The following is a 21,887-nucleotide window of genomic DNA, read 5'->3' as shown; positions in this document are numbered from 1 at the left end:
AAAAAACGATTGTCGGAAAGCGGATGCGCGGGGCGCTGCCGCGGCGGTCACGCGGCGGCGAACCGCCCCATGCCGAGCCGCCCCACGCCGATTGTAAGCGCCGGCGCGAAAGCGCGCTCAGGCTGGCCGGCGTGGCGCGTCGCCGCCTGGCCCGGACGCGCGCGCGACCGTCATCGCGAGCTGGAACAGGCCGTCCCATGGGTCGGGCGGCGGCTCGCCGCGCGCCGGGCCGCGCGACACGGCGGCGAGCCCCTTGACCTGCCGGTCGAGCCGCGCGGCGAACGCGAGCGCGTGCTCGAGCCCGGCTTCGGACACGCGCGCGAGCGCGGGCCCGACGAGCCGCTCGCGCGGCCCCCACACGCGGTTCTCGCGCACGAGCACGGCGAGCGGCTTGCCGGCCGCGACGCCGCGCTTGATCCGAAGCAGCGTGCGCAACTCCTCGACGACCGCCCACAGCACGAGCACGAGCGCCTCGCCCTCGCCCTTCAGGCCGTCGATCATCCGCGCAAGCCGCGCGGCGTCGCCCGCGAGCATCGCTTCGTTGAGCTTGAACACATCGTAGCGCGCGACGTTCAGCACCGCGTCGTGGATCTGCTCGAACGTCAGCGCGCCGGCCGGATACAGCAGGCCGAGCTTCTGGATCTCCTGATGCGCGGCGAGCAGATTGCCCTCGACGCGCTCGGCGACGAACGCGAGCGCGCGCCGCCCGTCCTCGCCCGGCGCGACGCGCTGGCCCTGCAGCGCGAGCCGCTGGCCGATCCAGTTCGGCAATTGCGCGCGCTCGACCGGATCGATCTTCAGCGCGACGCCCGCGTTCACGAGCGCCGTGAACCACGCGGACTTCTGCGTCGCGGCGTCGAGCCGCGGCAGCGTGACGAGCATCAGCACGTCAGGGTTGCCCGCGCCGGCGAGCGTCTTCAGCGCGTCGGCGCCGTCCTTGCCGGGCTTGCCGGACGGAATCCGCAGCTCGACGAGCTGCCGCTCGCCGAACAGCGACATCGCCTGGCTCGCGCCGATCAGCGTGCTCCAGTCGAAGCCGCGCTCGACGGTATGCACCGAGCGCTCGGTGAAGCCCCCGGCGCGCGCGGCCGCGCGGATCTTGTCGCATGCTTCCTGCGCGAGCAGCGGCTCGTCGCCGTAGACGACGTACAGCCCGGCGAGCGCCTTCGCGAGATGCGGCTCCAGTGCGTCAAGTCGCAGTTGCATCGGTTCCTGCGTCGATCGTTGAACGGGAAATGGAAAACGCGGCGATCACAGCGGCGGCGGCGGCAGCGGCGCGCGCGGCGTGACGCCCGGCACGCCCTGGCCCGGCTCCGGATGCAGCGTGCGCACGATCGCGAGCCGGCGCATCAGCTGATCGATCGCGTCGTTCTGCATGTCCGCGAACAGGATCTCGGACTCCTGCGCCTTCGCGTTCGTGTACTGCGCGCTATACGTCATCGCGCGATTGAGCGCGATCACGCTCGGCGGAATCAGCGCGGCGCCGTCCTTGGCCAAAAGCGTGTAGTTCAGCGAATAGTTGAGCTGGTACTCCTGGACCGTGCCGTACTTGTCGAGCGTCAGCGTGCCCTGACCGCGCGATTCGGACAGGCTCAGCACCGCGTCCGCCTCGCCCGGCGTCTTGACGATCTTCGTGTCGCTGCCCGCCTCGACGAGGCGCGTGAGCCGCGCCGCCGCCGCGGGCGGCGCGCCGGCGATGTACAGATGCTTGAACGCGTAGTCCTGCTGCCCGCGCAGCTTGAAACCACACGCGGACAGCAGCACCGCGCTGCCCACGAACATCAAAAACGATCTGCGGATCACCTTCGCTCCTTGGCTGTTGCGTGCCTGCGCCGCCGTGCGCCGTCAAACGACGACATTCACGAGACGGCCCGGCACGACAATGATCTTCTTCGCCTGCTTGCCTTCGGCGAATTTCGCGAACATCTCGTCGGCGAGCGCCGCCGCTTCGATCGCCTCGCGGCTCGCGTCCTTCGCGACCTTCAGCGCGCCGCGCACCTTGCCGTTCACCTGCAGCACGAGCTCGATCTCGGCCTGCTCGAGCGCGGCCTCGTCGACCTTCGGCCACGGCGCGTCGAGCAGCGGCGCGAACTCGTCCGTGTAGCCGAGCGCCTTCCACAGCTCGAACGTGACGTGCGGCACGACCGGGTACAGCACGCGCAGCAGCACGCCGTAGGTTTCGCGCAGCACGGCGGGCGTCGCGCCCTTCGCGCCTTCGAGCGCGTTCAGCATCTTCATCGCGGCCGATACGACCGTGTTGTACTGCAGGCGCTGATAGTCGAAATCGGCCTGCTTCAGCACGCCGTGGATTTCGCGGCGCAGGGTCTTGTCGGCTTCGCCGAGTTGCGCGGCGTCGAACGTCGCGCGCGCGGCGAGCGCGTCGCGGTTCGCATGGCCGAACGCCCACACGCGGCGCAGGAAGCGGCTCGCGCCCTCGACGCCCGCGCCCGACCACTCGAGCTGCTGCTCGGGCGGCGCCGCGAACATCGTGAAGAGGCGCGCGGTGTCGGCGCCGTAATGGTCGATCAGCATCTGCGGATCGACGCCGTTGTTCTTCGACTTCGACATCTTCTCGATGCCGCCCAGCTCGACCGGCTCGCCGTCCGACTTCAGCACCGCGCCGACGGGGCGGCCCTTGTCGTCGAACGACACGGTGACGTCGGCCGGGTTGTACCACGTCTTCTTGCCCGATGCGTCCTCGCGATAGAACGTCTCGTTGAGCACCATCCCCTGCGTGAGCAGGTTCTTCGCCGGCTCGCCGAATTTCACGAGGCCGAGATCGCGCATCACCTTCGCCCAGAAGCGCGAGTACAGCAGGTGCAGGATCGCGTGCTCGATGCCGCCGATGTACTGATCCATCGGCATCCAGTAGTCGGTGCGCGCGTCGACCATCGTCTCGGCGTCCGGCGCCGCGTAGCGCGAGAAGTACCACGCGGAATCGACGAAGGTGTCCATCGTGTCCGTTTCGCGCTTCGCGGCCGCGCCGCACTTCGGGCACGTGCAGTTCAGGAACGCCTCGGACTTCGCGAGCGGGTTGCCCGTGCCGTCCGGCACGAGATCTTCCGGCAGCACGACGGGCAGATCCTGCTCCGGCACCGGCACGTCGCCGCACGACGGGCAGTGGATGATCGGAATCGGCGTGCCCCAGTAGCGCTGGCGCGAAATGCCCCAGTCGCGCAGGCGATACGTGACCTGCTTGTCGCCGAAGCCGCCCGCCTTCAGGTCGGCCGCGACCGCGTCGACGGCCGCGCCGTAAGCGAGGCCGTCGTACTTGCCGCTATCGATGCAAACCGCGGCTTCCTTGTCGCCATACCACTCCTGCCACGCGTCGAGCGAGTATGTTTGCCCCGCGACCGCAATCACCTGCTTGATCGGCAGGCCGTATTTCTTCGCGAACGCGAAATCGCGCTCGTCGTGGCCCGGCACGCCCATCACCGCGCCTTCGCCGTAGCTCATCAGCACGTAGTTGCCGATCCACACCTCGACGGGCTCGCCCGACAGCGGATGCGACACCGAAAAGCCCGTCGCGACGCCCTTCTTCTCCATCGTCGCGATGTCGGCCTCGGCGACGCCGCCGCGCTTGCATTCGTCGATGAACGCCTGCAGCTCGGGCTTGTCCTGCGCAAGATGCGCGGCGAGCGGATGCTCGGCCGCGATCGCGCAGAACGTGACGCCCATGATCGTGTCGGCGCGCGTCGTGAACACGCGCAGCAGCTTCTTCTCGCCGTCGAGCTCGTACGGGAAGCCGAAGTTCACGCCGAAGCTCTTGCCGATCCAGTTCTGCTGCATGATCTTCACGCGCTCGGGCCAGCCGAGGCCGTCGAGATCGTGCAGCAGTTCATCGGCGTACTGCGTGATCCGCATGTAGTACATCGGGATCTCGCGCTTCTCGACGAGCGCGCCCGAGCGCCAGCCGCGCCCGTCGATCACCTGCTCGTTCGCGAGCACGGTCTGGTCGACCGGGTCCCAGTTCACGGTGCCCGTTTTCTTGTACGCGACGCCCTTCTCGAGCATCTTCAGGAACAGCCACTGATTCCACTTGTAGTAGTCGGGCTTGCAGGTCGTGACCTCGCGCGACCAGTCGATCGCGAGGCCCATCGACTGCATCTGCTTCTTCATGTAAGCGATGTTGTCGTACGTCCACTGCGCGGGCGGCACGCCGTTGGCCATCGCGGCGTTCTCGGCCGGCATCCCGAACGCGTCCCAGCCCATCGGCATCAGCGTGTTGTAGCCGTTCATCCGCAGATAGCGGTACATCACGTCGTTGATCGTGTAGTTGCGCACGTGACCCATGTGCAGCTTGCCGGACGGGTAAGGCAGCATCGACACGCAGTAGAACTTCTTGCGGTCCGTGTCTTCCTTCGAGCGGTAGACATCGGCTGCGCGCCAGTCGCTCTGGGCGGCGGCTTCGACGTCGGCGGGTACGTATCTTTCGTGCATGGTGTGGTTCGGGCTGGGCTTTGAGCGGCGCGCGACGCATTGAGCCGAGCGCACGCGCGCTCGAGTGGATCGAAAGTCGCGCTTCCCCGGCGGCCGGGGGCGGCGCGGGGAAAACGTCGATTATACCGTCCGCGCCGGCCGGCAAGGCCGTTGGCGCGGCCGCGGGCGGCGATCAGCGTGGCGCGGACGTCGCGGGTGGTGCGGGTGGTGCGGGTGACACGGGTGGCGCGAGCGGTGCGACCGGCACGGGCGGACAGCGTGGGCGGACGGCTACGGCCGCGGCGGCGGCTGCAGCGACGGCGCAAGCCGCGCGTCGCGCTGCGGCGACGGCCGCGCCGGCGGATTCCCGCGCGCATCGGGCTTCCCGGACACGTCGGTGACGAAGCCGATCCGCGCGACGCCCGCCTGCTGCGCGGCGCCCATCACCCGCGCGATCGTGTCGTAGCGGGTGTCGCGCGCGGCCCGCAGGTGCAGTTCCGGGTCCTTGCCGCCTGCCGCCGCGTCGCGCAGCCGCGCGGCGAGCGCGTCGAACGCCACGGGCGCGTCGTTCCAGTACAGCTTGCCCGCCGCGTCGATCGACACCGTGATCGTCTCGGGCGTCTCGCGCGCGGGCGCCGCCGCGACTTTCGGCAAATCGAGCCGGATCGCATGCGTGAGGAGCGGCGCGGTGATGATGAAGATGACGAGCAGCACGAGCATCACGTCGATGAGCGGCGTCATGTTGATGTCCGCCATCGGCTGCGACGTGTGCTGATGATCGAGTCCGCCGAACGCCATGCCGCCCTCCTCGCTGGATTGCCGGACCGACGCGCCGCCTACGCGGCGGTGGCCGGATCGGCCGCCGGGGCCGCGGCCGTCTCGCCGCAGACGAACACGTGCAGATCGCGCGCGAAGCCGTCGAGCTCCTCGACGAGCTGGCGCACGAGCCGCCCGAGAATGTTGTACGCGAGCACCGCCGGAATCGCGACGACGAGGCCGAACGCCGTCATGATGAGCGCCTCGCCGACCGGGCCGGCGACGTTCTCGATCTGCGCCTGCCCGCTCGCCGCGATGCTGCCGAGCGCGTGATAGATCCCCCAGACGGTGCCGAGCAGGCCGACGAACGGCGCGGTGCTGCCGATCGACGCGAGCAGCACCTGGCCGAACTCGAGCCGCCGCTGCGACTTGCGCAGCGCATGGCGCAGCGCGCGCAGCACGCGCTCGCCGCGCTCGACGCGCGCCGACAGCGCGCGCGGCTCGACGCGCGACGCGGCGTCGGCGTCGCGCGCGGCCTCGGCGAGCGGCGCGAACACGCGCTCCTTGTCGGTCGCGCGCAGCGCGGCGATGCCGTCGTCGAGCGTCGCGGCCCGCCAGAACGCCGCGAGCGCGGCCGGGCCCTGGCGCTTCGCGCGCACGAGCACCCACGCCTTCACGATCAGGAAGCACCAGCTCGCGATCGACATCGCGAGCAGCACGTACGCAACCGCGTGCGTGACGGTGTCGCCGCTCTCGAGGTAATGGAGGATGCCGGTCGGGGTCGCCATCGATGCCCGCGAGGCGGCGCTCAGCGCAGGCCGAGCACGTCCTGCATGTCGAAGAAGCCGGTCTTGTGGCCGGCGAGGAAGCGCGCCGCGCGCAGCGAGCCCTGCGCGTATGACACGCGGCTCGCCGACTTGTGCGTGATCTCGATGCGCTCGCCGATGCCGGCGAAGAGCACCGTGTGATCGCCGACGATGTCGCCGCCGCGGATCGCCGAGAAGCCGATCGTCGACGGATCGCGCTCGCCCGTCACGCCGTGGCGGCCGTAGACCGCGCAATCGTCGAGCGAGCGGCCGAGCGCGGCCGCGATCGTCTCGCCCATCATCAGCGCGGTGCCGGACGGCGCGTCGACCTTGTGCCGGTGGTGCGCCTCGATGATCTCGATGTCGTAGCCCTGCGCGAACTGCTTCGCCGCGAATTCGAGCAGCTTCATCGTGACGTTCACGCCGACGCTCATGTTCGCCGAGAACACGAGCGCGATCTTCTCGCCCGCCGCGCGCAGCTGCGCCTTCTGCGGCTCGCTGAAGCCCGTCGTGCCGATCACGAGCTTCACGTCGTGGCGCTGCGCCGCGTCCAGGTGGACAAGCGTGCCTTCGGGGCGGGTGAAGTCGATCAGGTAGTCGGCCTCGGCGCACACGCGCTCGATATCGTCGGTGAGCGCGACTCCGGTCTCCTTGCCGAGGAACGCGCCCGCGTCCTGGCCGAGCTGCGGCGAGCCCGCGCGGTCGAGCGCACCGACGAGCGTCGCGTCGGGTGCGTCGAGCACCGCTTCGATCAGCATCCGGCCCATCCGGCCGGACGCACCAGCAATCGCAATCTTCATGGACGACATGCGCTACCTGCTACGAATGAAAGACGGGCGGCGCGCGCCGCCCCGGGTTTGGTTCGGACGCCGGATCAACCGCCCGTTCCCTGCGCGCCGGATGCGGGCGCGGGCGCCGTGAGCGGCTGGTTCGGCAGGCTGTCGGCGCCCTGCGGGCCGACCGGCTGGTTCGCGCCGCCCCCCGCGGGCGGCGGAGGCGGGCGATGGAACTGGAACTGCGGCTGGATCGCGGGCGCGGCGCCGGGCGGCAGGCCGCCGGGGGTCGGCGCGTTCGGCGCCGCCTGCGCGGACGGCGAGAAGCGCGCCGCCGCGCTGCTCTGGCCCGACACCTGCGCGGTCGCGCGGTTCGCCGCGCGCGCCGCCTGCGCGTTCGCGTCGTTCTGGTCCGCCGCCTGCGCGGCTTCGGGCGCCGCCGCGGCGGCGACTTCCGACGCGGCGGCGGCGCGCGCGGCCGCGGCCGCCTTGCTCGCCTTCTTGCCGCGGCGGTCGCCGTCGATGTCGGCGAGCAGATCAAGCTCGGACGGCAGGTTGTCGGCGCCCGTCCAGCTCGCCACGCGGTCGCCCGAGAAGTTCACCACGAGATCGCGCTGCTGAACGACCGACGTCGAGCCGCGCTTGAAGTAGAAAATGTAGTCCCAGCGATCCGCATGGAACATGTCGGTCAGAAGCGGCGTGCCGAGAAGCGCGCGCACCTGGTCCCGCGACATGCCGACCTGCAGCTGCGAGGCCTTTTCCTGCGACACGAAGTTGCCCTGGACGACGGTGATCCGATACGGCGTGATGCTCTGAGCGATCCGCTGAGTCACGCTGTCGTACGACGAACAGGCGGCCAGTCCGGCCACGGCGACAGCTGCGATGACGGTGCTCCGCATGCGGCTCCTCTGAAGTTGCAAAAGAGATCTTGGAATCATTTCCCTCACCGTGCTGGCCCTTGTCCGAGGCCGCGCGAGAATGTCACAGATGACTGAAAAGGCGAAAAGCCGGTACTATTGAAGCCCTGCATTGTACTCTAGGGACGCCTAGCCATGACCAATCCGACCGATCTCAAAAACATCGGGCTCAAGGCCACCCTACCGCGCCTCAAGATTCTCGAAATTTTCCAGCAAAGCCCGGTTCGCCACCTGACGGCTGAAGACGTCTATCGCAACCTGCTGCACGAGGAGCTCGACATCGGCCTCGCGACGGTCTACCGCGTGCTCACCCAGTTCGAGCAGGCGGGCCTTCTGTCGCGCAGCAACTTCGAATCCGGCAAGGCCGTGTTCGAGCTGAACGAAGGCTCGCACCACGACCACCTCGTGTGCCTCGATTGCGGCCGCGTCGAAGAGTTCTTCGACGCCGAGATCGAAACCCGCCAGCAGTCGATCGCGAAGGAACGCGGCTTCAAGCTGCAGGAGCATTCGCTCGCGATGTACGGCACGTGCACGACGGAAAACTGCCCGTATCGCAAGCACTGAGACAAGCACCGAGCGCCCCCCGAACGCTCGCGTCGCGGCATCCTCGCCGCGCATGCTGAAAGGCCCGGCCGGCGCAAGCCTGACCGGGCCTTTTTGCGTCCGGCGCGACGTGCGCGTCAGGCGGCGCTCGCGTGCGCGCCGTCCGTGACGAGCCGCCAGCGCGCGTCGAGCGTGATCTCGTCGCAGTTCGGCTGCGCGCCGCCCCGGTCGACCACGACGAAATCGCTGACCGCGTCGAGCGCGAGGAGCGGATGGTGCCAGACGCCCCTCGCGTAATTGACGCCCTGCCAGCCTTGCGCGAGGAATGCGCGCATCCGGGTCGGATCGAATTCGCCCGCCGGCGCGACGACGATCGCGTAGCGCGCGACCGCCGCGAGCGGCACGAACGCCTGGCTGCCGAGCGGATGGCGCTCCATCATGTCGATCTCGACCGGCCACCCGCGCGGCTGCGCGCGAAACAGGCTCACGAGCGGCCGGCCGCCCGCCTCCGCGACGTCGATCGACGCGAGATCGTGAAAGCGCTCGGTCGTCCCGCCGTTGATCAGGAAGCGGCGCGCGCCCGCCAGCTCGATCACGTCGCCGAACGGCGCGAACGCTTCGCGCGTCAGGCGCTCGAGGCGCAGGGTATTGAGCGTCTCCATGCGCGTCCTCCCGTTATGCGAGCTCGCCCCAGAGGCGCAGCCGCGACACGCCGCCGTCCGGATGGATGTTCAGGCGCACGTGCGTGACGGGGCCGAGCGCGGCGAGCTCCGCCTCGAACGTATGCACGCTGTCCATCCTGAGCGGCTGCTCGCCGAGCAGCGTCGGCCAGAACATCGCCTGCGTGACGAGCGACGCATCGGTGCCGCCCGCGACGTGCGCCGCCTGCAGCGAGCAGCGATCCGGGTAATTGCCCTTGAAGTGCGCGGTATCGACTTCGACCCTGCGAATCACGCCCGGCCGCGCGAGCGCGACGATCGCCCAGTCGTTGCCGGGCTCGCGGCGGCGGCGGGTCTCCCAGCCGTCGCCCATGTTCGCGCCGCGCCCGGGCATCAGCATCCGCGACGCCGGCCCGAAGTGCTCGTTGTTCGCGGCGACGAGATACGCGCCGTTCTCGATCGCGGCGAGATCGACGAGCTCGCCGCGCGCCGCGCGGCTCCAGTCGCGCTGCGGCTGGCCGTACACGCGCAGCCGCGCGAGCCCGCCGTCCGGATACAGGTTCACGCGCAGGTGCGTCCAGGCCCGCGGATCGCTCACCTCGACGTAGTGATGCTGGTTGCCCGCGAGCGTCGTCGCGGGCACGAGCGCCTGCCAGTCGGCGTCGTCGGGCGGCGTTTGCGCGTCCGACACGCACGCGTCGATCGACGCCGCGGGCGGGAAGTTGCCGGTGAAGTGGCTCGTGTCGAGATCGACGCCGTACACGACGCCCGGCCGCGCGAGACGCACCACGCAGAAATCGTGGCCCGTCGTGCGCTTGCGGCGCGTCTCCCAGCCGTCCATCCACTTGCCGTGGTCGTCGTACTTGCCGGGAATGAACACGGCGGGCTCCGGATCGAGCATCCGCTCCTTCGGCGCGAAGAATTCGTCGCTCGCGAAGAGCGCCTTCGCGCCGAGGCGCGGATCGGCGAGATTCATGTAGCGGCGCGTGAACGCGGGCGCGTTCGGATCGAGAATCGGGGCGGCCATGTCGTCTCCTATTGTTGGGTGTGCATCCGAGAAACCGAAAACCGGAAGCTGAAAAACGAAGCGCCGGCGCGAACCGCCGCGCCGGCGCGCGATGCCGGGCGGCGCGGCGTCAGAGCGCGTGCGCGCCGCCGTCCGCGATCGCGCCGTTCGGGCTTTCGTCGCCTGCCGGCACGTAGCGCAGTTCCTCGTTCAGCACACGCTTCGCGCGGGCGCGGTCGATGTCGTTCTCCCACACGGCGACGACGATCGTCGCGACGCAGTTGCCGAGCAGATTCGTGAGCGCGCGGGCGATGCCGACGAACCAGTCGACGGGCAGGATCAGCACGAGGCCGAGCACCGGCAGCGCGGGGATCGCGGACAGCGTCGCGGCGAGGATCACGATCGCCGAGCCCGGAATGCCGTGCGCGCCCTTCGACGTGACGAGCGACACGAGCAGCACGACGATCAGGTCGTGCGCCGACAGCGGCGTGTTGGTCGCCTGCGCGATGAAGAGCACGGCGAGCGTCAGGTAGATCGAGAAGCCGTCGAGGTTGAACGAGTAGCCGGTCGGGATCACGAGGCCGACCGTCGAATCCTTCACGCCGAGCCATTCGAGCTTGCGCATCACCTGCGGCAGCACGGCGTCCGACGACGCGGTGCCGAGCACGATCAGCAGTTCCTCGCGCAGGTAGCGGATCAGCTTGAACACCGAGAAGCCCGCGAGCTTCATCACCGCGCCGAGCACGATCACGACGAACGCGGCGCAGCTCACGTAGAACACGATCACGAGAAGGCCGAGCTGCTTGAGCGACGCGACGCCGTACTTGCCGGTCGTGAACGCGATCGCGCCGAGCACGCCGAGCGGCGCGAGCTTGATGATGAAGCCCATCACGCGGAAGAACACCTGCGCGAATTCGTCGATCAGCGAGTTCACGCGCTTCGCCTTCTCGCCGAGCAGCGACAGCGCGGAGCCGAACAGCACCGAGAACACGAGGATCTGCAGGATGTCGCCCTTCGCGAACGCGTCGAACGCGGTTTCGGGGATGATCTTCAGCAGATAGCCCGCCGTGTCCTTCAGGCTCTGCGCGTTCTTCGCGTAATCGGCGAGCGACGCGGCGTCGAGCGCGTGCAGATCGACGTTCATCCCGACGCCCGGCTTCGTCAGATACGCGAGCACGAGGCCGATGCCGAGCGCGAGCGTCGTCATCGCCTCGAAGTAGACGACTGCCTTCAGGCCGACGCGGCCGACCTTCTTCAGATCGCCCGCGTTCGCCATGCCGCTCACGACGACGCAGAACACGATCGGCCCGATCACCATCTTGATCAGCTTGAGGAACCCGTCACCCAACGGTCGCAGCGACTGCGCGAAGTGCGGGAAAAAGGCGCCGAGCGCCACGCCGATCACAAGCGCGATGACCACCCGACCAAACAGCGAATTGAGAAACTTCGACACGGCGTTCTCCCGTCACAACGGTTGCGGATTCGTCTGTTCATACTGGTCCGACCAGTACTGTTATGGACGATAGTAGGAAGCCGATATAGTCGAGTCAAGGACGCCAAAAATAGGGATTACCCGCGCATTTCGGCGGTCGTTTCGATGCTGCGGCGCACGCGGATCATCGCTTTCCCGGAGCCGGAGCGCGCGCCGCCGGCGGCGGTTTACAATGCCGGTCAGACCGCGCAATCGATCCACTGCATGAAGAACGTTCCGCACACCGTCACCGACGCCGCCATCGCCACGATCCGCAGCCGGATCGAGAGCGGCTTCTATCCCGTCGGCAGCCTGTTGCCCGCGCAACGTCAATTGTCCGAAGAACTGGAGATCAGCCGCGCGTCGCTGCGCGAGGCGCTGTCGACGCTCGAGGCGCTCGGGATGCTGCGCATCCGCCCCGGCAAGGGCGTGTACGTCGAGAGCGCGCAGGCGAGCGCCGCGCACGCGTGGCGCTTCGCCGAGCAATCGTCGCTGCCCGACACCTATCAGATGCGCTACGCGCTCGAAGGCTTCGCCGCGCGAATGGCCGCACTCGCCGTCAGCGAGCAGGATCTCGCGTGGTTCGAGGAGAACGTCGCCGCGCTGCAGGAGGCGCTCGCGAACGACGAGCTCGACGGCGCGTCGCAGCTCGATTTCGATTTCCACATGCGGATCGTCAGTCTCGCCGGCAACGCGGCGATCGAATCGATCCTGCGCGGCAGCGCGGACATCATGAAGGAAAGCCAGCGGATGCCGTTCTACCGGCGCGAGCTCGTGCTGTCGACGTATCACGAGCATCGCGCGATTCTCGATGCGCTGATCGCGAAGGACCCGGCCGCCGCAGGCGCGGCGATCGAAGCGCACATCTCCAACGCCGCGCAGCGCGCGGGCGTGTTCTTTCCGACACCGAAGGGCTGACGCGGCGCGTTCGCGCGCGGCACGCCGTCGCGCATGCGGCATCGCGCGCGGCGCGGCTACTCGCCTTCGGGCGACGCGCCGCCGCGCGCCTGCGAGCCGCCGCTGCTTCGGATTTCGGGTCGCCTCGCCAGCGCATAGTCGATGAACGCGCGCATCGCCGCGCTTCGATAGCCGCCCTTGCGCGTGAGCAGCGCCGCCGTGCGCCGCGGCAGCGGCGGGTCGAGCCGGATCGCGCGCAGGTCGTCGCGGCGCTCGGCGATCGCCGACGGCAGCACCGTCGCGATCCGGCCGCCGCGCACCATCTCGAGCATCGCGCTGATCGAATTCACTTCGATCGCCACGCGCGGCGTCACGCCGTTGCGATGGAAGTACTGATCGACCTTGCTGCGCGTCGCGAACGCACGGCTCAGCAGGATCAGCGGTTCGTCGCCGGCCTCGGCAGGCGATAGCGGCTTGCGGCGGCGCGCATGGCGATGATCGCGCCCGACGACGAGCGCGAGCGTCTCCACCCACAACGGCGTCGCGTCGATCTCGGGCGACTGCGTCGGATCGAACGCGATCCCCACGTCGAGCTCGTCGTCGGCGAGGAGCGGCTCGATCTGCTCCTGCGGCATCTCCCGGATCGTCAGCTTCAGGCCCGGATAGCGCGCGTTGAAGCCGTCGATCAGCCAGCCGATCAGATACGCGGAGAAGGTCGGCGTCATCGCGAGCCGCAGCGAGCCGCTCTGAAGATTCTCGACGTCGTGCACCGCGCGCCGTCCAGCCTCGAGCTGCTGCAGCGCGGCTCGCGCGTGCCGCGCATATGCGGCGCCGAACTCGGTCAGCCGCACCGCGCGAGCCGAGCGGTCGAACAGTTGCACGCCGAGCGCGTCCTCGAGCTGCCGGATCTGCTGCGACAGCGTCGGCTGCGAGACGTGCAGCGACTCGGCCGCGCGCGTGAAATTTCCCTGCTCGGCGACGGAGAGAAAATAACGGATGTGTCGGAGCAGCATCGCGCCTCGAGTATTGGTTTTACCTATACGAATGATAATAAATCGGTCTTGGACGCTATGAATCGTTTGCCTCATTCTTCGGTCGTCGGCTCTCGCCATCGACCACGGAGCACACGATGCAGGACATCATCGAAGGATTTCTGAAGTTCCAGCGCGACGCGCTCCCGCAGCGCACGGAACTGTTCAAGCGCCTCGCCGCGAGCCAGCGGCCGCGCGCGCTCTTCATCTCGTGCTCGGACAGCCGCCTCGTGCCCGAGCTCGTCACGCAGCGCGAGCCGGGCGATTTGTTCGTGATCCGCAACGCGGGCAACATCGTGCCGTCGTTCGGCCCCGAGCCGGGCGGCGTATCGGCGTCCGTCGAATACGCGGTCGCGGTGCTCGAAGTGGCCGACGTCGTCGTGTGCGGCCACTCGGACTGCGGCGCGATGACCGCGATCGCATCGTGCGCATGCCTCGACCATCTGCCCGCCGTGCGCGGCTGGCTGCGCTACGCGGACGCCGCCAAATGCGTGAACGAAGCGCGCGAGCACGCGGGCGAGCGGGAGCGCGTCGATTCGATGGTGCGGGAAAACGTCGTCGCGCAGCTCGCCAATCTCAACACGCATCCATGCGTGCGGCTCGCGCTCGAGCAAGGACGCCTCACGCTGCACGGCTGGGTGTACGACATCGAGACCGGCTCGATCGACGCGCTCGACGGCGCGACGGGCCGCTTCGTCGCGCTCGCCGACCATCCGCACGTGCGCGCGACGCCGCCGCGACTCGATCGCGCGGCCTGACGCACGACACATGACGCACGCCGCGCAACGCGCCCGCGAAGCGCCGGGCGCCACATGCAGCTCGCGGCGCGACGCATCACGCGCCGACAGCAATCTCCGTTTCGTTGCCGAACCCTCACCGCAAGGAGCCCGCATGACCCAATCGCAACACAACCAGACCGCGCGCCAGGCGCTCGCCGATCGCATCGTCGACGCGAAGACGCGCAAGAACCTCACGTTCGAGCAGCTCAACGAGGGCACCGGCCTGAGCGTCGCGTTCACGACGGCCGCGCTGCTCGGCCAGCATCCGCTGCCCGCCGACGCCGCGCGCACCGTCGCCGCGAAGCTCGACCTCGACGACGACGCGGTGCGCCTCTTGCAGACGATTCCCGTGCGCGGCAGCATCCCGGGCGGCATTCCGACCGATCCGACGATCTACCGTTTCTACGAAATCGTGCAGGTCTACGGCTCGACGCTGAAGGCGCTGATCCACGAGCAATTCGGCGACGGCATCGTCAGCGCGATCAACTTCAAGCTCGACGTCAAGAAGGTCGACGATCCGGAAGGCGGCTCGCGCGCCGTCATCACGCTCGACGGCAAGTACCTGCCGACGAAGCCGTTCTGATCGCCCATCCGACGCGCGGCGCGCGCGGCGGGCCGATTTCTCGCGGCCCGCCGCGCGCACCGTTCGCGTGATGCCCGTCCGGCTTTTCGGACTCCGTTCTTCTTCGCTACGCGCCTCATGAATTCCGTCACCGTTCCCCCGCCCGCGCTGACGCGCGGGATGACGCTGCTGTTCGCGTGCGCCTGCGGCATCGTCATCGGCAACCTCTACTATTCGCAGCCGCTTCTCGCGGCGATCGCATCGAGCTTCGGGCGCAAGCCGGCCGAGCTCGGCTATCTCGTCACGCTGACGCAGCTCGGTTACGCGGCGAGCCTGCTCGTCGTCGTGCCGCTCGGCGACGTCGTCAATCGCCACGCGCTGATCGTGCGGCTGCTGGGCGCGAACGTCGTCGCGCTCGTCGCGGTCGCATCGAGCACGAGCTACGGCTTTTTCATCGCGGCGAACGTGTGCGTCGGTTTCGTCACGTGCTCGACGCAGTTGCTCGTGCCGTTCGCCGCGTCGCTCGCCGACGACGCATCGCGCGGCCGCGCGGTCGGCACCGTGATGAGCGGCCTCTTGCTCGGCATCCTGCTCGCGCGCGTCGTATCCGGCGCGATCGCCGACTGGCTCGGCTGGCGCGCCGTCTATGCGATCGCGGCGGCGCTCGTGCTCGCGCTCGCCGGCGTGCTCTCGACGAAACTGCCGAAGGATCGCCGCACCGCGCGCCTCGATTACCGAAAGCTGATGGGCTCGCTCGCGACGCTCGTGCGCAGCGAGCCGACGCTCGCGCTGCGCTCCGTCTACGGCGCGCTCGTGTTCGCGTGCTTCAGCCTGCTGTGGACGGGCCTCACGTTCCTCTTGAGCGCACCGCCCTATCGCTTCAGCGAAGGCGCGATCGGTCTGTTCGGCGTCGTCGGCGCGATGGGCGCGCTCGCGGCGGGCGCGGCGGGCCGGCTTGTCGACCGCGGCCACGCCCATGCGGCGACGGGCCTCTTCGCAGCCGCCGTGCTCGTATCGTTCGCGTTCATCGCGGCGGGCGCGCAGTCGCTCGTCGCGCTAGTGGCGGGCATTCTGCTGCTCGACGTCGGCGTGCAAGGGCTGCACATCTCGAACCAGAGCGTCATCTATGCGCTCGCCACCGACGCACGCAGCCGCGTCACGACCGTCTATCTGACGAGCTACTTCATCGGCGGCGCGCTTGGCTCGGCCGTCGCGAGCGCCGCATACCGCTTCGACGGCTGGCGCGGCGTGTGCGCCGCGGGCGGCGCGCTGTCGAGCACGCTCGTCGCGCTGTGGTGCGTGACGCACGGCGTGCGCGCACGCCGCGCCGCACGCTGAAGCACGCCTCGGATACCGAAAACCACCACGCGAGCGCCGCGCGCGGACGACGCACGGAATCCGGGACGCAAAGGACACACACCGATTCCGCACGTTCACCGCGCGATTGCGGCGCCGATCAATCATAGTTCGTCTTCATGCTTGAAGCCGAACTTCCGCTTGACCTGGGCCGACACTTGCGTGACCGCATCCGTGCTGATCAACCGGATGCCGCGCTCGAGGTTGTACTCGATGAAACGCTGCAACGTGCGCTGCCCCCCGCCGCGAACCGCGGCGTTCGAGTATGGCGTACGCAGGCTGTCGGGATTGGACACGCTGTAAGGAATCGACGCTTCGCGAACGTCCGTGTTGACGTTACCCATCAAGATCGAAACGGGCCGGTTCTGGTAGCGCGCGATGACGATCACGGTGCCGGGATTGCGCTCGTCGAGCTCGTCGCTCATCGACGAGGCGATCGTCCGTCCGGACCTGAGCAGTGCGCCAGCGCCGATCGGCGTATTCGAAATGGCGATAGGGCCGCTCGAATCGCTGGAGTCGCTGTCGGAAGACGAGTTGGAATCGGAATCCGACGGATACCACTGCGACAGCGTGCTTTGCACTTCGGCGATCTGCGACGGGCTCGGATTCGGCAGCACGTCGACCGCAAAGGACGCGTTGCCCTGCACCCATTGGTTGCCGGCCCGGATTCGCGGCCTGACCTCCGGATGAAGTTGCCGGAAGCGTTCGAGCGTCAGATCGGCGAGATTCAGCTCGAACTGGCCGACCGCCCTCGTCGCTTGTCCCGAGGTGGACGGCTCCGGGACGGGCGGCAACGTGTCGTTGGCCGAATTGGCGTCGACCGTGCCGACCTCGGTGCTGGCGAAGCTGATGGTCGAAGCGTTCAGCCTGGACGCATCGTGAAATGCGCGACTGATGCGCGCCATATTCTCTCTCGTCCGGGCCTGCACGGCGTTGACCGCGCTGACGAGTTGCTGCTCGGCAAGCGAATTCGCACCGGCGAGGCCGCTCGATCCGGTGTTCACGACATTCTGGATGATGCGATCGAAGTGCGCACGATCGAAATCGTAGTGGTTCAGAATCAGGTACGGCGTAATGACGTCCATCACCATGAACACGCAGTCGGACGTTTCCGGCCCGCGCGGCTTGCGGGACGAGAACGCGAACTGCAGCGGCGCCTTGCACGCGATGCTCGCCGCATAGCCGGCGTAAGGATTCTTGCTGCCGACCGAGGTCAGGCTGTGAAGCCGCCATTCCAGGCCTGCCGCGACGGGCGCAGGGCTCGCCGCGACCTTCTTGAGCGGCCGATCGCCGTCAAAATGAGAAAGCGCGCTCTTGATGAGGTCGCACGGCCGGTTCAACACGTAATTGGCGATCGCGAGGATCGGCAGCACGCATTCCAGTTGATAGGCATGGACGGAGCGTCGCGCGCGCAGGTCTTCGTTTGCCCGGGTGGCGAAGGACACGCGTTCGATCGTCAGTGGGCCACCAAATTGCGGACGATTGGTGACGCGAACCTGGTCGGACGCGTCGCTTGCCGCCGGGTCGTCTTCCGCCCGCGAAGGCAGCCTGTAGATCGGGCTGCCGTCGACGAAGTTGTGGTTACGATCGGTCTCCACCACCTGCAGCGCAGCGCCGTGGCCCGGCGTCAATTCGAACGCGACGGACACGAACGCCGTCTTGTCGCTCAACCGGTTAGAGTACAACACGGTCATTTTCTTGGGTGTGGTGCGGCTTTGCTGAACGATGGTCGCCGTGCCGTCCACGAACGACGCAATCAGGTGTTCGTTCAATTCGGTCGAATACACCCGATTCCTGCTGCCTTCGAAAGTCAGATGGAAACTCCGGATTTCGTCCGGCTTTTGCGCGCGTCCGTATATCTTGTCGATATTGAAATACTTGAATTCGTTTACCCGGCGATCGGCCAGCTCGCCGCTCGCGGCCTGTGCCAGACTTACGCTCGGGAAATAGCACAGCCAGGAGACGAGCATGCAAGCGAGAATCGGGCGTCCGATTCGCCGGAGCAGCGCCGTTCCGTTAGCGGGCCGACTCCGTGCGACCGGGTCCGCCGCGATGTCAGCGCGTCCGGCTGCCGGAGCGATCCACCAGCCTGCGCCGTTCATACTGCGTGCGCCGCCCGCCGACGCCCGAGCGTTTGCGCCGCGGCCGGTCGCTTGGCGTTTCTCGGACCGAATCAATTTGTCCAGTACCGCGGGAAAACCGGTAATCCGGCGCATTCGGAACTGCCGGACGACACGTCCGTTGAAAGGACTTTGGGTCATACGGGTTACCTCCTTCGTTGGTCGGTTCAACCTTCGGACACGTCATGTCCGTACATAGGCACCCGATCCTAGCAAAGGCCGATTAACTCGCCTTTTGAAATAAAACTCGATTTTCGTATTTTTATTAATATATTAACCATCAACCCGGAAGGGGGATGTGTCGAAAATATTTTGACGGAGCGGATTGCGAAATGCGGCGGGTGCGAGCCCGGCAAGACGGACGCCGACGGCAGCACCGCCATTGCCGCCGCGCGGGATATGAGAACCGGCCACCCCATGCCTCTTCATCATCGAGGTGTGCATTGCCGTCGCGCCCGATGCGGCGCCGTCCGATAAAAAAGCCGCGCCGATGAATCATCATCGGCGCGGCCCGATCCTGCCTGGCGCTGCCGTGCCCAGCCCCGGCACATAGCAACGCGCGTCGGCTCGACCTGTTACTTCGCGTTCGCGAGCGCGATCGCCGTATCCAGCATGCGGTTCGAGAAGCCCCACTCGTTGTCGTACCAGCTCGACACCTTCACGAGACGGCCCGACACCTTCGTCAGCGTCGCGTCGAACGTCGACGAAGCCGGGTTGTGGTTGAAGTCGATCGACACGAGCGGCGCGTCGTTGTAGCCGAGGATGCCCGCGAGCGCGCCTTGCGACGCTTCCTTCATGATCGCGTTGACTTCCTCGACCGTCGTATCGCGCTTCGCGATGAACGACAGGTCGACGACCGACACATTGATGGTCGGCACGCGAATCGCGTAGCCGTCGAGCTTGCCGTTCAGCTCCGGCAGCACGAGGCCGACGGCCGCCGCCGCGCCCGTCTTCGTCGGGATCTGGCTGTGCGTGGCCGAGCGCGCGCGGCGCAGGTCTTCGTGGTAGACGTCCGTCAGCACCTGGTCGTTCGTGTACGCGTGGATCGTCGTCATCAGGCCGGTTTCGAGGCCGATCTTGTCGTTCAGCGGCTTGACGAGCGGCGCGAGGCAGTTCGTCGTGCACGATGCGTTCGAGATCACCGTGTGCTCGGCCTTCAGCACATTGTGGTTCACGCCGTAGACGATCGTCGCGTCGACGTCCTTGCCGCCCGGCGCCGAGATGATCACCTTCTTCGCGCCGCCCTTCAGGTGCGCGCTCGCCTTTTCCTTCGTCGTGAAGAAGCCCGTGCATTCCAGCACGACGTCGACGCCCAGCTCGCCCCACGGCAGTTCGGCCGGATTGCGGTTCGCGAGCACGCGGATCTTGTCGCCGTTCACGACGAGGTAGTCGCCGTCCACCGACACTTCGCCCGGGAACTTGCCGTGCGCGGTGTCGTACTGCGTCAGGTGCGCGTTGGTCTTCGCGTCGCCCAGATCGTTGATCGCAACGATCTCGAGATCGTGCTTCTTGCCGTTTTCGTAGAAAGCGCGCAGCGTGTTGCGGCCGATGCGGCCGTAACCGTTGATTGCAACGCGAATCGTCATGATGTATCTCCTGATGGCTGAAAAAATACTTCGTGCAGCTTCACGCGCGCCCGGCCGGCGCGGGGCACGGCCGCCCGGGCGTCGATTGGGTTACGCGAGCACCGCCTTCGACGTTTCGACCACGTGCTCGACGGTGAAGCCGAAATGCTTGAACAACACGCCAGCCGGAGCCGACTCGCCGAACGTGTCGATGCCGACCACGCCGCCTTCGAGGCCCACGTACTTGCGCCAGAATCCGGTGACGCCCGCTTCGATCGCGACACGGCGCACGCCGTGCGGCAGCACGCGCTCGCGGTATTCGGCGTCCTGCCGGTCGAACACCGTCGTCGACGGCATCGACACGACGCGCGCGGCGATCCCTTGCCGCGCGAGCGGCTCGACCGCCTTCATCGCGAGCTCGACTTCCGAGCCCGTCGCGATCAGGATGATCTTGCGCGCGACGATCTCTTCGTCCCAGTCGCGCAGCACATAGCCGCCCTTCTCGACGTTCGCGATCTGCGCGTCGGTGCGCGCGTTGAACGCGAGGTTCTGGCGGCTGAAGATCAGGCACGACGGATGCTGATGCGAGACCGCGTGGGTCCACGCGACGGCCGTCTCGACCGTGTCGGCCGGACGCCAGACGTCGAGGTTCGGGATGAGCCGCAGGCTCGCGACGTGCTCGATCGACTGGTGCGTCGGGCCGTCCTCGCCGAGGCCGATCGAATCGTGCGTGAACACATAGATCGACGGCACCTTCATCAGCGCGGCGACGCGCAGCGCGTTGCGGCTGTAATCGGAGAACGTCAGGAACGTGCCGCCGAACGGCTTGTAGCCGCCGTGCAGCACGAGGCCGTTGATCGCGGCGCTCATGCCGAACTCGCGCACGCCATAGTTGATGTGGTTGCCCCACTGGACGCCCGGGCCGTCCGCATTCGCGCGCACCGCCTTCGACGCTTTCCAGTTCGTGAGGTTCGAGCCCGTCAGGTCGGCCGAACCGCCGAGCAGCTCGGGCAGCATCGCCGCCAGCCCCTCGATCGTCTGCTGCGACGCCTTGCGGGTCGCGACCGTCTCGCCGCGCTCGTTCGCGCCCGCGACGATCGCCGCGGCCTTCGCGGCCCAGTCGGCCGGCAGCTTGCCCGTCATCCGGCGCTCGAACTCGGCCGCCTCGGTCGGATACTTCGCGCGATATTGCGCGAACGCCGCGTTCCAGTCGTCTTCGCTGCGCTTGCCCGCTTCCTTCGCGTCCCATGCCGCGTAGACTTCCTGCGGGATCACGAACGGCTCCCACTTCCAGCCGAGCACCTCGCGCGTCTTCGCGATTTCTTCCGCGCCGAGCGGCGCGCCGTGCACGTCGTGGCCGCCCGCCTTCGTCGCCGCGCCGTTGCCGATGCGCGTCTTGCAGCAGATGAGGGTCGGCTTGTCCGATTGCTTCGCCTTCGCGATCGCCGCGTCGATCGCGTCGACGTCATGGCCGTGCACGTTCGGAATCACGTTCCAGCCATACGCCTCGAAGCGCTTCGGCGTGTCGTCGTTGAACCAGTTGACGACGTCGCCGTCGATCGAGATGCCGTTGTCGTCGTAGAGCGCGATCAGCTTGTTCAGCTTCAGCGTGCCCGCGAGCGAGCACGCCTCGTGCGAGATGCCTTCCATCAGGCAGCCGTCGCCGAGGAACACGTACGTGTGGTGATCGACGATCTTCGCGCCGTCGCGGTTGAACTCGGCGGCCATCAGCGCTTCGCCGAGCGCCATGCCGACCGCGTTCGCGAGACCCTGCCCGAGCGGGCCCGTCGTCGTCTCGACGCCCGGCGTGATCCCGTATTCCGGGTGGCCCGGCGTCTTCGAGTGCAGTTGGCGGAAGTTCTTCAGCTCGTCGATCGGCAGCGCGTAGCCCGTCAGGTGCAGCAGCGCGTACAGCAGCATCGAGCCGTGGCCGTTCGACAGCACGAAGCGGTCGCGGTCGGCCCAGTGCGGGTTCGTCGGGTTGTGTTTCAGGTGGCGCGACCACAGCGCGACGCCGATCTCGGCCATGCCCATCGGCATGCCGGGGTGGCCGGAGTTCGCTTGCTGAACGGCGTCCATTGCGAGCGCACGAATCGCGTTGGCCATCAAAGTGGTGGGGGCGGGAGACGAAGTCGTCATGTCGAGTCCGGAGAACGAGTCGAGAAAACGGGGCGCGGGCGGCATCCGAAAGCTCGCGGACCAAACCGTTCCCGGCGCGCGGTGCGGC

At 67.8% G+C, this 21,887-nt stretch carries 19 protein-coding genes; 5 read left to right on the top strand and 14 right to left on the bottom strand.

Features of this window, described 5'->3' with window-relative positions; translation table 11 throughout:
- Positions 1–117: 117 nt before the first annotated feature.
- The 7 genes from holA to WS78_RS02410 form a co-directional block, all read right to left on the bottom strand.
- Positions 118–1,206, bottom strand: coding sequence for a DNA polymerase III subunit delta (holA, locus tag WS78_RS02440; RefSeq protein ID WP_038754239.1), 1,089 nt, complete (start codon positions 1,204–1,206; stop codon positions 118–120).
- Between the two features lie 45 nt (positions 1,207–1,251).
- Positions 1,252–1,803, bottom strand: a complete 552-nt coding sequence (locus tag WS78_RS02435; RefSeq protein ID WP_038754242.1) for an LPS-assembly lipoprotein LptE — start codon at positions 1,801–1,803, stop codon at positions 1,252–1,254.
- Between the two features lie 42 nt (positions 1,804–1,845).
- Complete coding sequence (leuS, locus tag WS78_RS02430) at positions 1,846–4,440, bottom strand: leucine--tRNA ligase (protein WP_059583344.1); 2,595 nt, start codon at positions 4,438–4,440, stop codon at positions 1,846–1,848.
- A 270-nt stretch (positions 4,441–4,710) separates the two neighbouring features.
- Entirely contained in the window at positions 4,711–5,217 is a 507-nt protein-coding gene (locus tag WS78_RS02425) for an ExbD/TolR family protein (RefSeq protein WP_059583342.1), read from the bottom strand.
- 38 nt (positions 5,218–5,255) lie between these two features.
- The gene (locus tag WS78_RS02420) at positions 5,256–5,963 is read right to left on the bottom strand and encodes a MotA/TolQ/ExbB proton channel family protein (protein ID WP_038754250.1); all 708 of its coding nucleotides are present in this window, start codon (positions 5,961–5,963) and stop codon (positions 5,256–5,258) included.
- A gap of 20 nt (positions 5,964–5,983) precedes the next feature.
- Entirely contained in the window at positions 5,984–6,781 is a 798-nt protein-coding gene (dapB, locus tag WS78_RS02415; protein WP_038754252.1) for a 4-hydroxy-tetrahydrodipicolinate reductase, read from the bottom strand.
- A 74-nt stretch (positions 6,782–6,855) separates the two neighbouring features.
- Positions 6,856–7,653, bottom strand: coding sequence for an outer membrane protein assembly factor BamE (locus WS78_RS02410; RefSeq protein ID WP_038754255.1), 798 nt, complete (start codon positions 7,651–7,653; stop codon positions 6,856–6,858).
- 153 nt (positions 7,654–7,806) lie between these two features.
- Between WS78_RS02410 and fur the strand changes: the two genes are divergently transcribed.
- Positions 7,807–8,235: a ferric iron uptake transcriptional regulator gene (gene fur / locus WS78_RS02405; protein WP_004194273.1), complete on the top strand. Its 429-nt coding sequence runs from the start codon at positions 7,807–7,809 to the stop codon at positions 8,233–8,235.
- A 116-nt stretch (positions 8,236–8,351) separates the two neighbouring features.
- Here the strand turns inward: fur and WS78_RS02400 are convergent, their stop codons facing one another.
- From WS78_RS02400 to WS78_RS02390, 3 genes are all read right to left on the bottom strand, one after another.
- Positions 8,352–8,876 (bottom strand): ureidoglycolate lyase, encoded by a 525-nt coding sequence (locus WS78_RS02400; protein WP_038754258.1) that lies wholly within the window; start codon positions 8,874–8,876, stop codon positions 8,352–8,354.
- 13 nt (positions 8,877–8,889) lie between these two features.
- Entirely contained in the window at positions 8,890–9,900 is a 1,011-nt protein-coding gene (alc, locus tag WS78_RS02395) for an allantoicase (protein WP_059583340.1), read from the bottom strand.
- 109 nt (positions 9,901–10,009) lie between these two features.
- Complete coding sequence (locus WS78_RS02390; protein WP_038754263.1) at positions 10,010–11,332, bottom strand: C4-dicarboxylate transporter DctA; 1,323 nt, start codon at positions 11,330–11,332, stop codon at positions 10,010–10,012.
- Between the two features lie 243 nt (positions 11,333–11,575).
- Between WS78_RS02390 and WS78_RS02385 the strand changes: the two genes are divergently transcribed.
- Positions 11,576–12,268, top strand: a complete 693-nt coding sequence (locus WS78_RS02385) for a FadR/GntR family transcriptional regulator (protein WP_038754528.1) — start codon at positions 11,576–11,578, stop codon at positions 12,266–12,268.
- Positions 12,269–12,324: 56 nt separating this feature from the next.
- Here WS78_RS02385 and cynR read toward each other — a convergent pair whose 3' ends face one another.
- Positions 12,325–13,260: a transcriptional regulator CynR gene (gene cynR, locus WS78_RS02380; protein ID WP_059583337.1), complete on the bottom strand. Its 936-nt coding sequence runs from the start codon at positions 13,258–13,260 to the stop codon at positions 12,325–12,327.
- 116 nt (positions 13,261–13,376) lie between these two features.
- Between cynR and WS78_RS02375 the strand changes: the two genes are divergently transcribed.
- The 3 genes from WS78_RS02375 (at position 13,377) to WS78_RS02365 (ending at position 15,957) form a co-directional block, all read left to right on the top strand.
- A complete protein-coding gene (locus WS78_RS02375) occupies positions 13,377–14,036 on the top strand; it encodes a carbonic anhydrase (protein WP_059583335.1) in 660 nt (219 codons plus the stop codon).
- A gap of 133 nt (positions 14,037–14,169) precedes the next feature.
- The gene (cynS, locus tag WS78_RS02370) at positions 14,170–14,640 is read left to right on the top strand and encodes a cyanase (protein ID WP_038754272.1); all 471 of its coding nucleotides are present in this window, start codon (positions 14,170–14,172) and stop codon (positions 14,638–14,640) included.
- A 117-nt stretch (positions 14,641–14,757) separates the two neighbouring features.
- Positions 14,758–15,957 carry an MFS transporter gene (locus WS78_RS02365; protein WP_038754275.1) on the top strand — a complete coding sequence of 400 codons (1,200 nt, stop codon included), beginning with the start codon at positions 14,758–14,760 and terminating at the stop codon, positions 15,955–15,957.
- A 122-nt stretch (positions 15,958–16,079) separates the two neighbouring features.
- Here WS78_RS02365 and WS78_RS02360 read toward each other — a convergent pair whose 3' ends face one another.
- The 3 genes from WS78_RS02360 to tkt form a co-directional block, all read right to left on the bottom strand.
- Positions 16,080–18,236: a type 2 periplasmic-binding domain-containing protein gene (locus WS78_RS02360; RefSeq protein WP_156437397.1), complete on the bottom strand. Its 2,157-nt coding sequence runs from the start codon at positions 18,234–18,236 to the stop codon at positions 16,080–16,082.
- Positions 18,237–18,670: 434 nt separating this feature from the next.
- Positions 18,671–19,681, bottom strand: coding sequence for a type I glyceraldehyde-3-phosphate dehydrogenase (gap, locus tag WS78_RS02355; RefSeq protein WP_038754281.1), 1,011 nt, complete (start codon positions 19,679–19,681; stop codon positions 18,671–18,673).
- Between the two features lie 90 nt (positions 19,682–19,771).
- Positions 19,772–21,844 (bottom strand): transketolase, encoded by a 2,073-nt coding sequence (tkt, locus tag WS78_RS02350; protein ID WP_038754284.1) that lies wholly within the window; start codon positions 21,842–21,844, stop codon positions 19,772–19,774.
- Positions 21,845–21,887: the final 43 nt, after the last annotated feature.

Origin of the sequence: Burkholderia savannae, assembly GCF_001524445.2 — a bacterium.
GTDB lineage: Bacteria > Pseudomonadota > Gammaproteobacteria > Burkholderiales > Burkholderiaceae > Burkholderia > Burkholderia savannae.
This window is presented reverse-complemented; position numbering and strand designations above follow the sequence as displayed.

What these genes read in the sequence shown, in the direction of transcription:
- holA (WP_038754239.1), bottom strand. Translation starts at nt 1,206, where the DNA reads ATGCAACTGCGACTTGACGCACTGGAGCCGCATCTCGCGAAGGCGCTC.
- leuS (WP_059583344.1), bottom strand. Translation starts at nt 4,440, where the DNA reads ATGCACGAAAGATACGTACCCGCCGACGTCGAAGCCGCCGCCCAGAGC.
- WS78_RS02425 (WP_059583342.1), bottom strand. Translation starts at nt 5,217, where the DNA reads ATGGCGTTCGGCGGACTCGATCATCAGCACACGTCGCAGCCGATGGCG.
- WS78_RS02420 (WP_038754250.1), bottom strand. Translation starts at nt 5,963, where the DNA reads ATGGCGACCCCGACCGGCATCCTCCATTACCTCGAGAGCGGCGACACC.
- dapB (WP_038754252.1), bottom strand. Translation starts at nt 6,781, where the DNA reads ATGAAGATTGCGATTGCTGGTGCGTCCGGCCGGATGGGCCGGATGCTG.
- WS78_RS02410 (WP_038754255.1), bottom strand. Translation starts at nt 7,653, where the DNA reads ATGCGGAGCACCGTCATCGCAGCTGTCGCCGTGGCCGGACTGGCCGCC.
- fur (WP_004194273.1), top strand. Translation starts at nt 7,807, where the DNA reads ATGACCAATCCGACCGATCTCAAAAACATCGGGCTCAAGGCCACCCTA.
- WS78_RS02400 (WP_038754258.1), bottom strand. Translation starts at nt 8,876, where the DNA reads ATGGAGACGCTCAATACCCTGCGCCTCGAGCGCCTGACGCGCGAAGCG.
- alc (WP_059583340.1), bottom strand. Translation starts at nt 9,900, where the DNA reads ATGGCCGCCCCGATTCTCGATCCGAACGCGCCCGCGTTCACGCGCCGC.
- WS78_RS02385 (WP_038754528.1), top strand. Translation starts at nt 11,576, where the DNA reads ATGAAGAACGTTCCGCACACCGTCACCGACGCCGCCATCGCCACGATC.
- cynR (WP_059583337.1), bottom strand. Translation starts at nt 13,260, where the DNA reads ATGCTGCTCCGACACATCCGTTATTTTCTCTCCGTCGCCGAGCAGGGA.
- WS78_RS02375 (WP_059583335.1), top strand. Translation starts at nt 13,377, where the DNA reads ATGCAGGACATCATCGAAGGATTTCTGAAGTTCCAGCGCGACGCGCTC.
- cynS (WP_038754272.1), top strand. Translation starts at nt 14,170, where the DNA reads ATGACCCAATCGCAACACAACCAGACCGCGCGCCAGGCGCTCGCCGAT.
- WS78_RS02365 (WP_038754275.1), top strand. Translation starts at nt 14,758, where the DNA reads ATGAATTCCGTCACCGTTCCCCCGCCCGCGCTGACGCGCGGGATGACG.
- WS78_RS02360 (WP_156437397.1), bottom strand. Translation starts at nt 18,236, where the DNA reads ATGACCCAAAGTCCTTTCAACGGACGTGTCGTCCGGCAGTTCCGAATG.
- gap (WP_038754281.1), bottom strand. Translation starts at nt 19,681, where the DNA reads ATGACGATTCGCGTTGCAATCAACGGTTACGGCCGCATCGGCCGCAAC.
- tkt (WP_038754284.1), bottom strand. Translation starts at nt 21,844, where the DNA reads ATGCCGCCCGCGCCCCGTTTTCTCGACTCGTTCTCCGGACTCGACATG.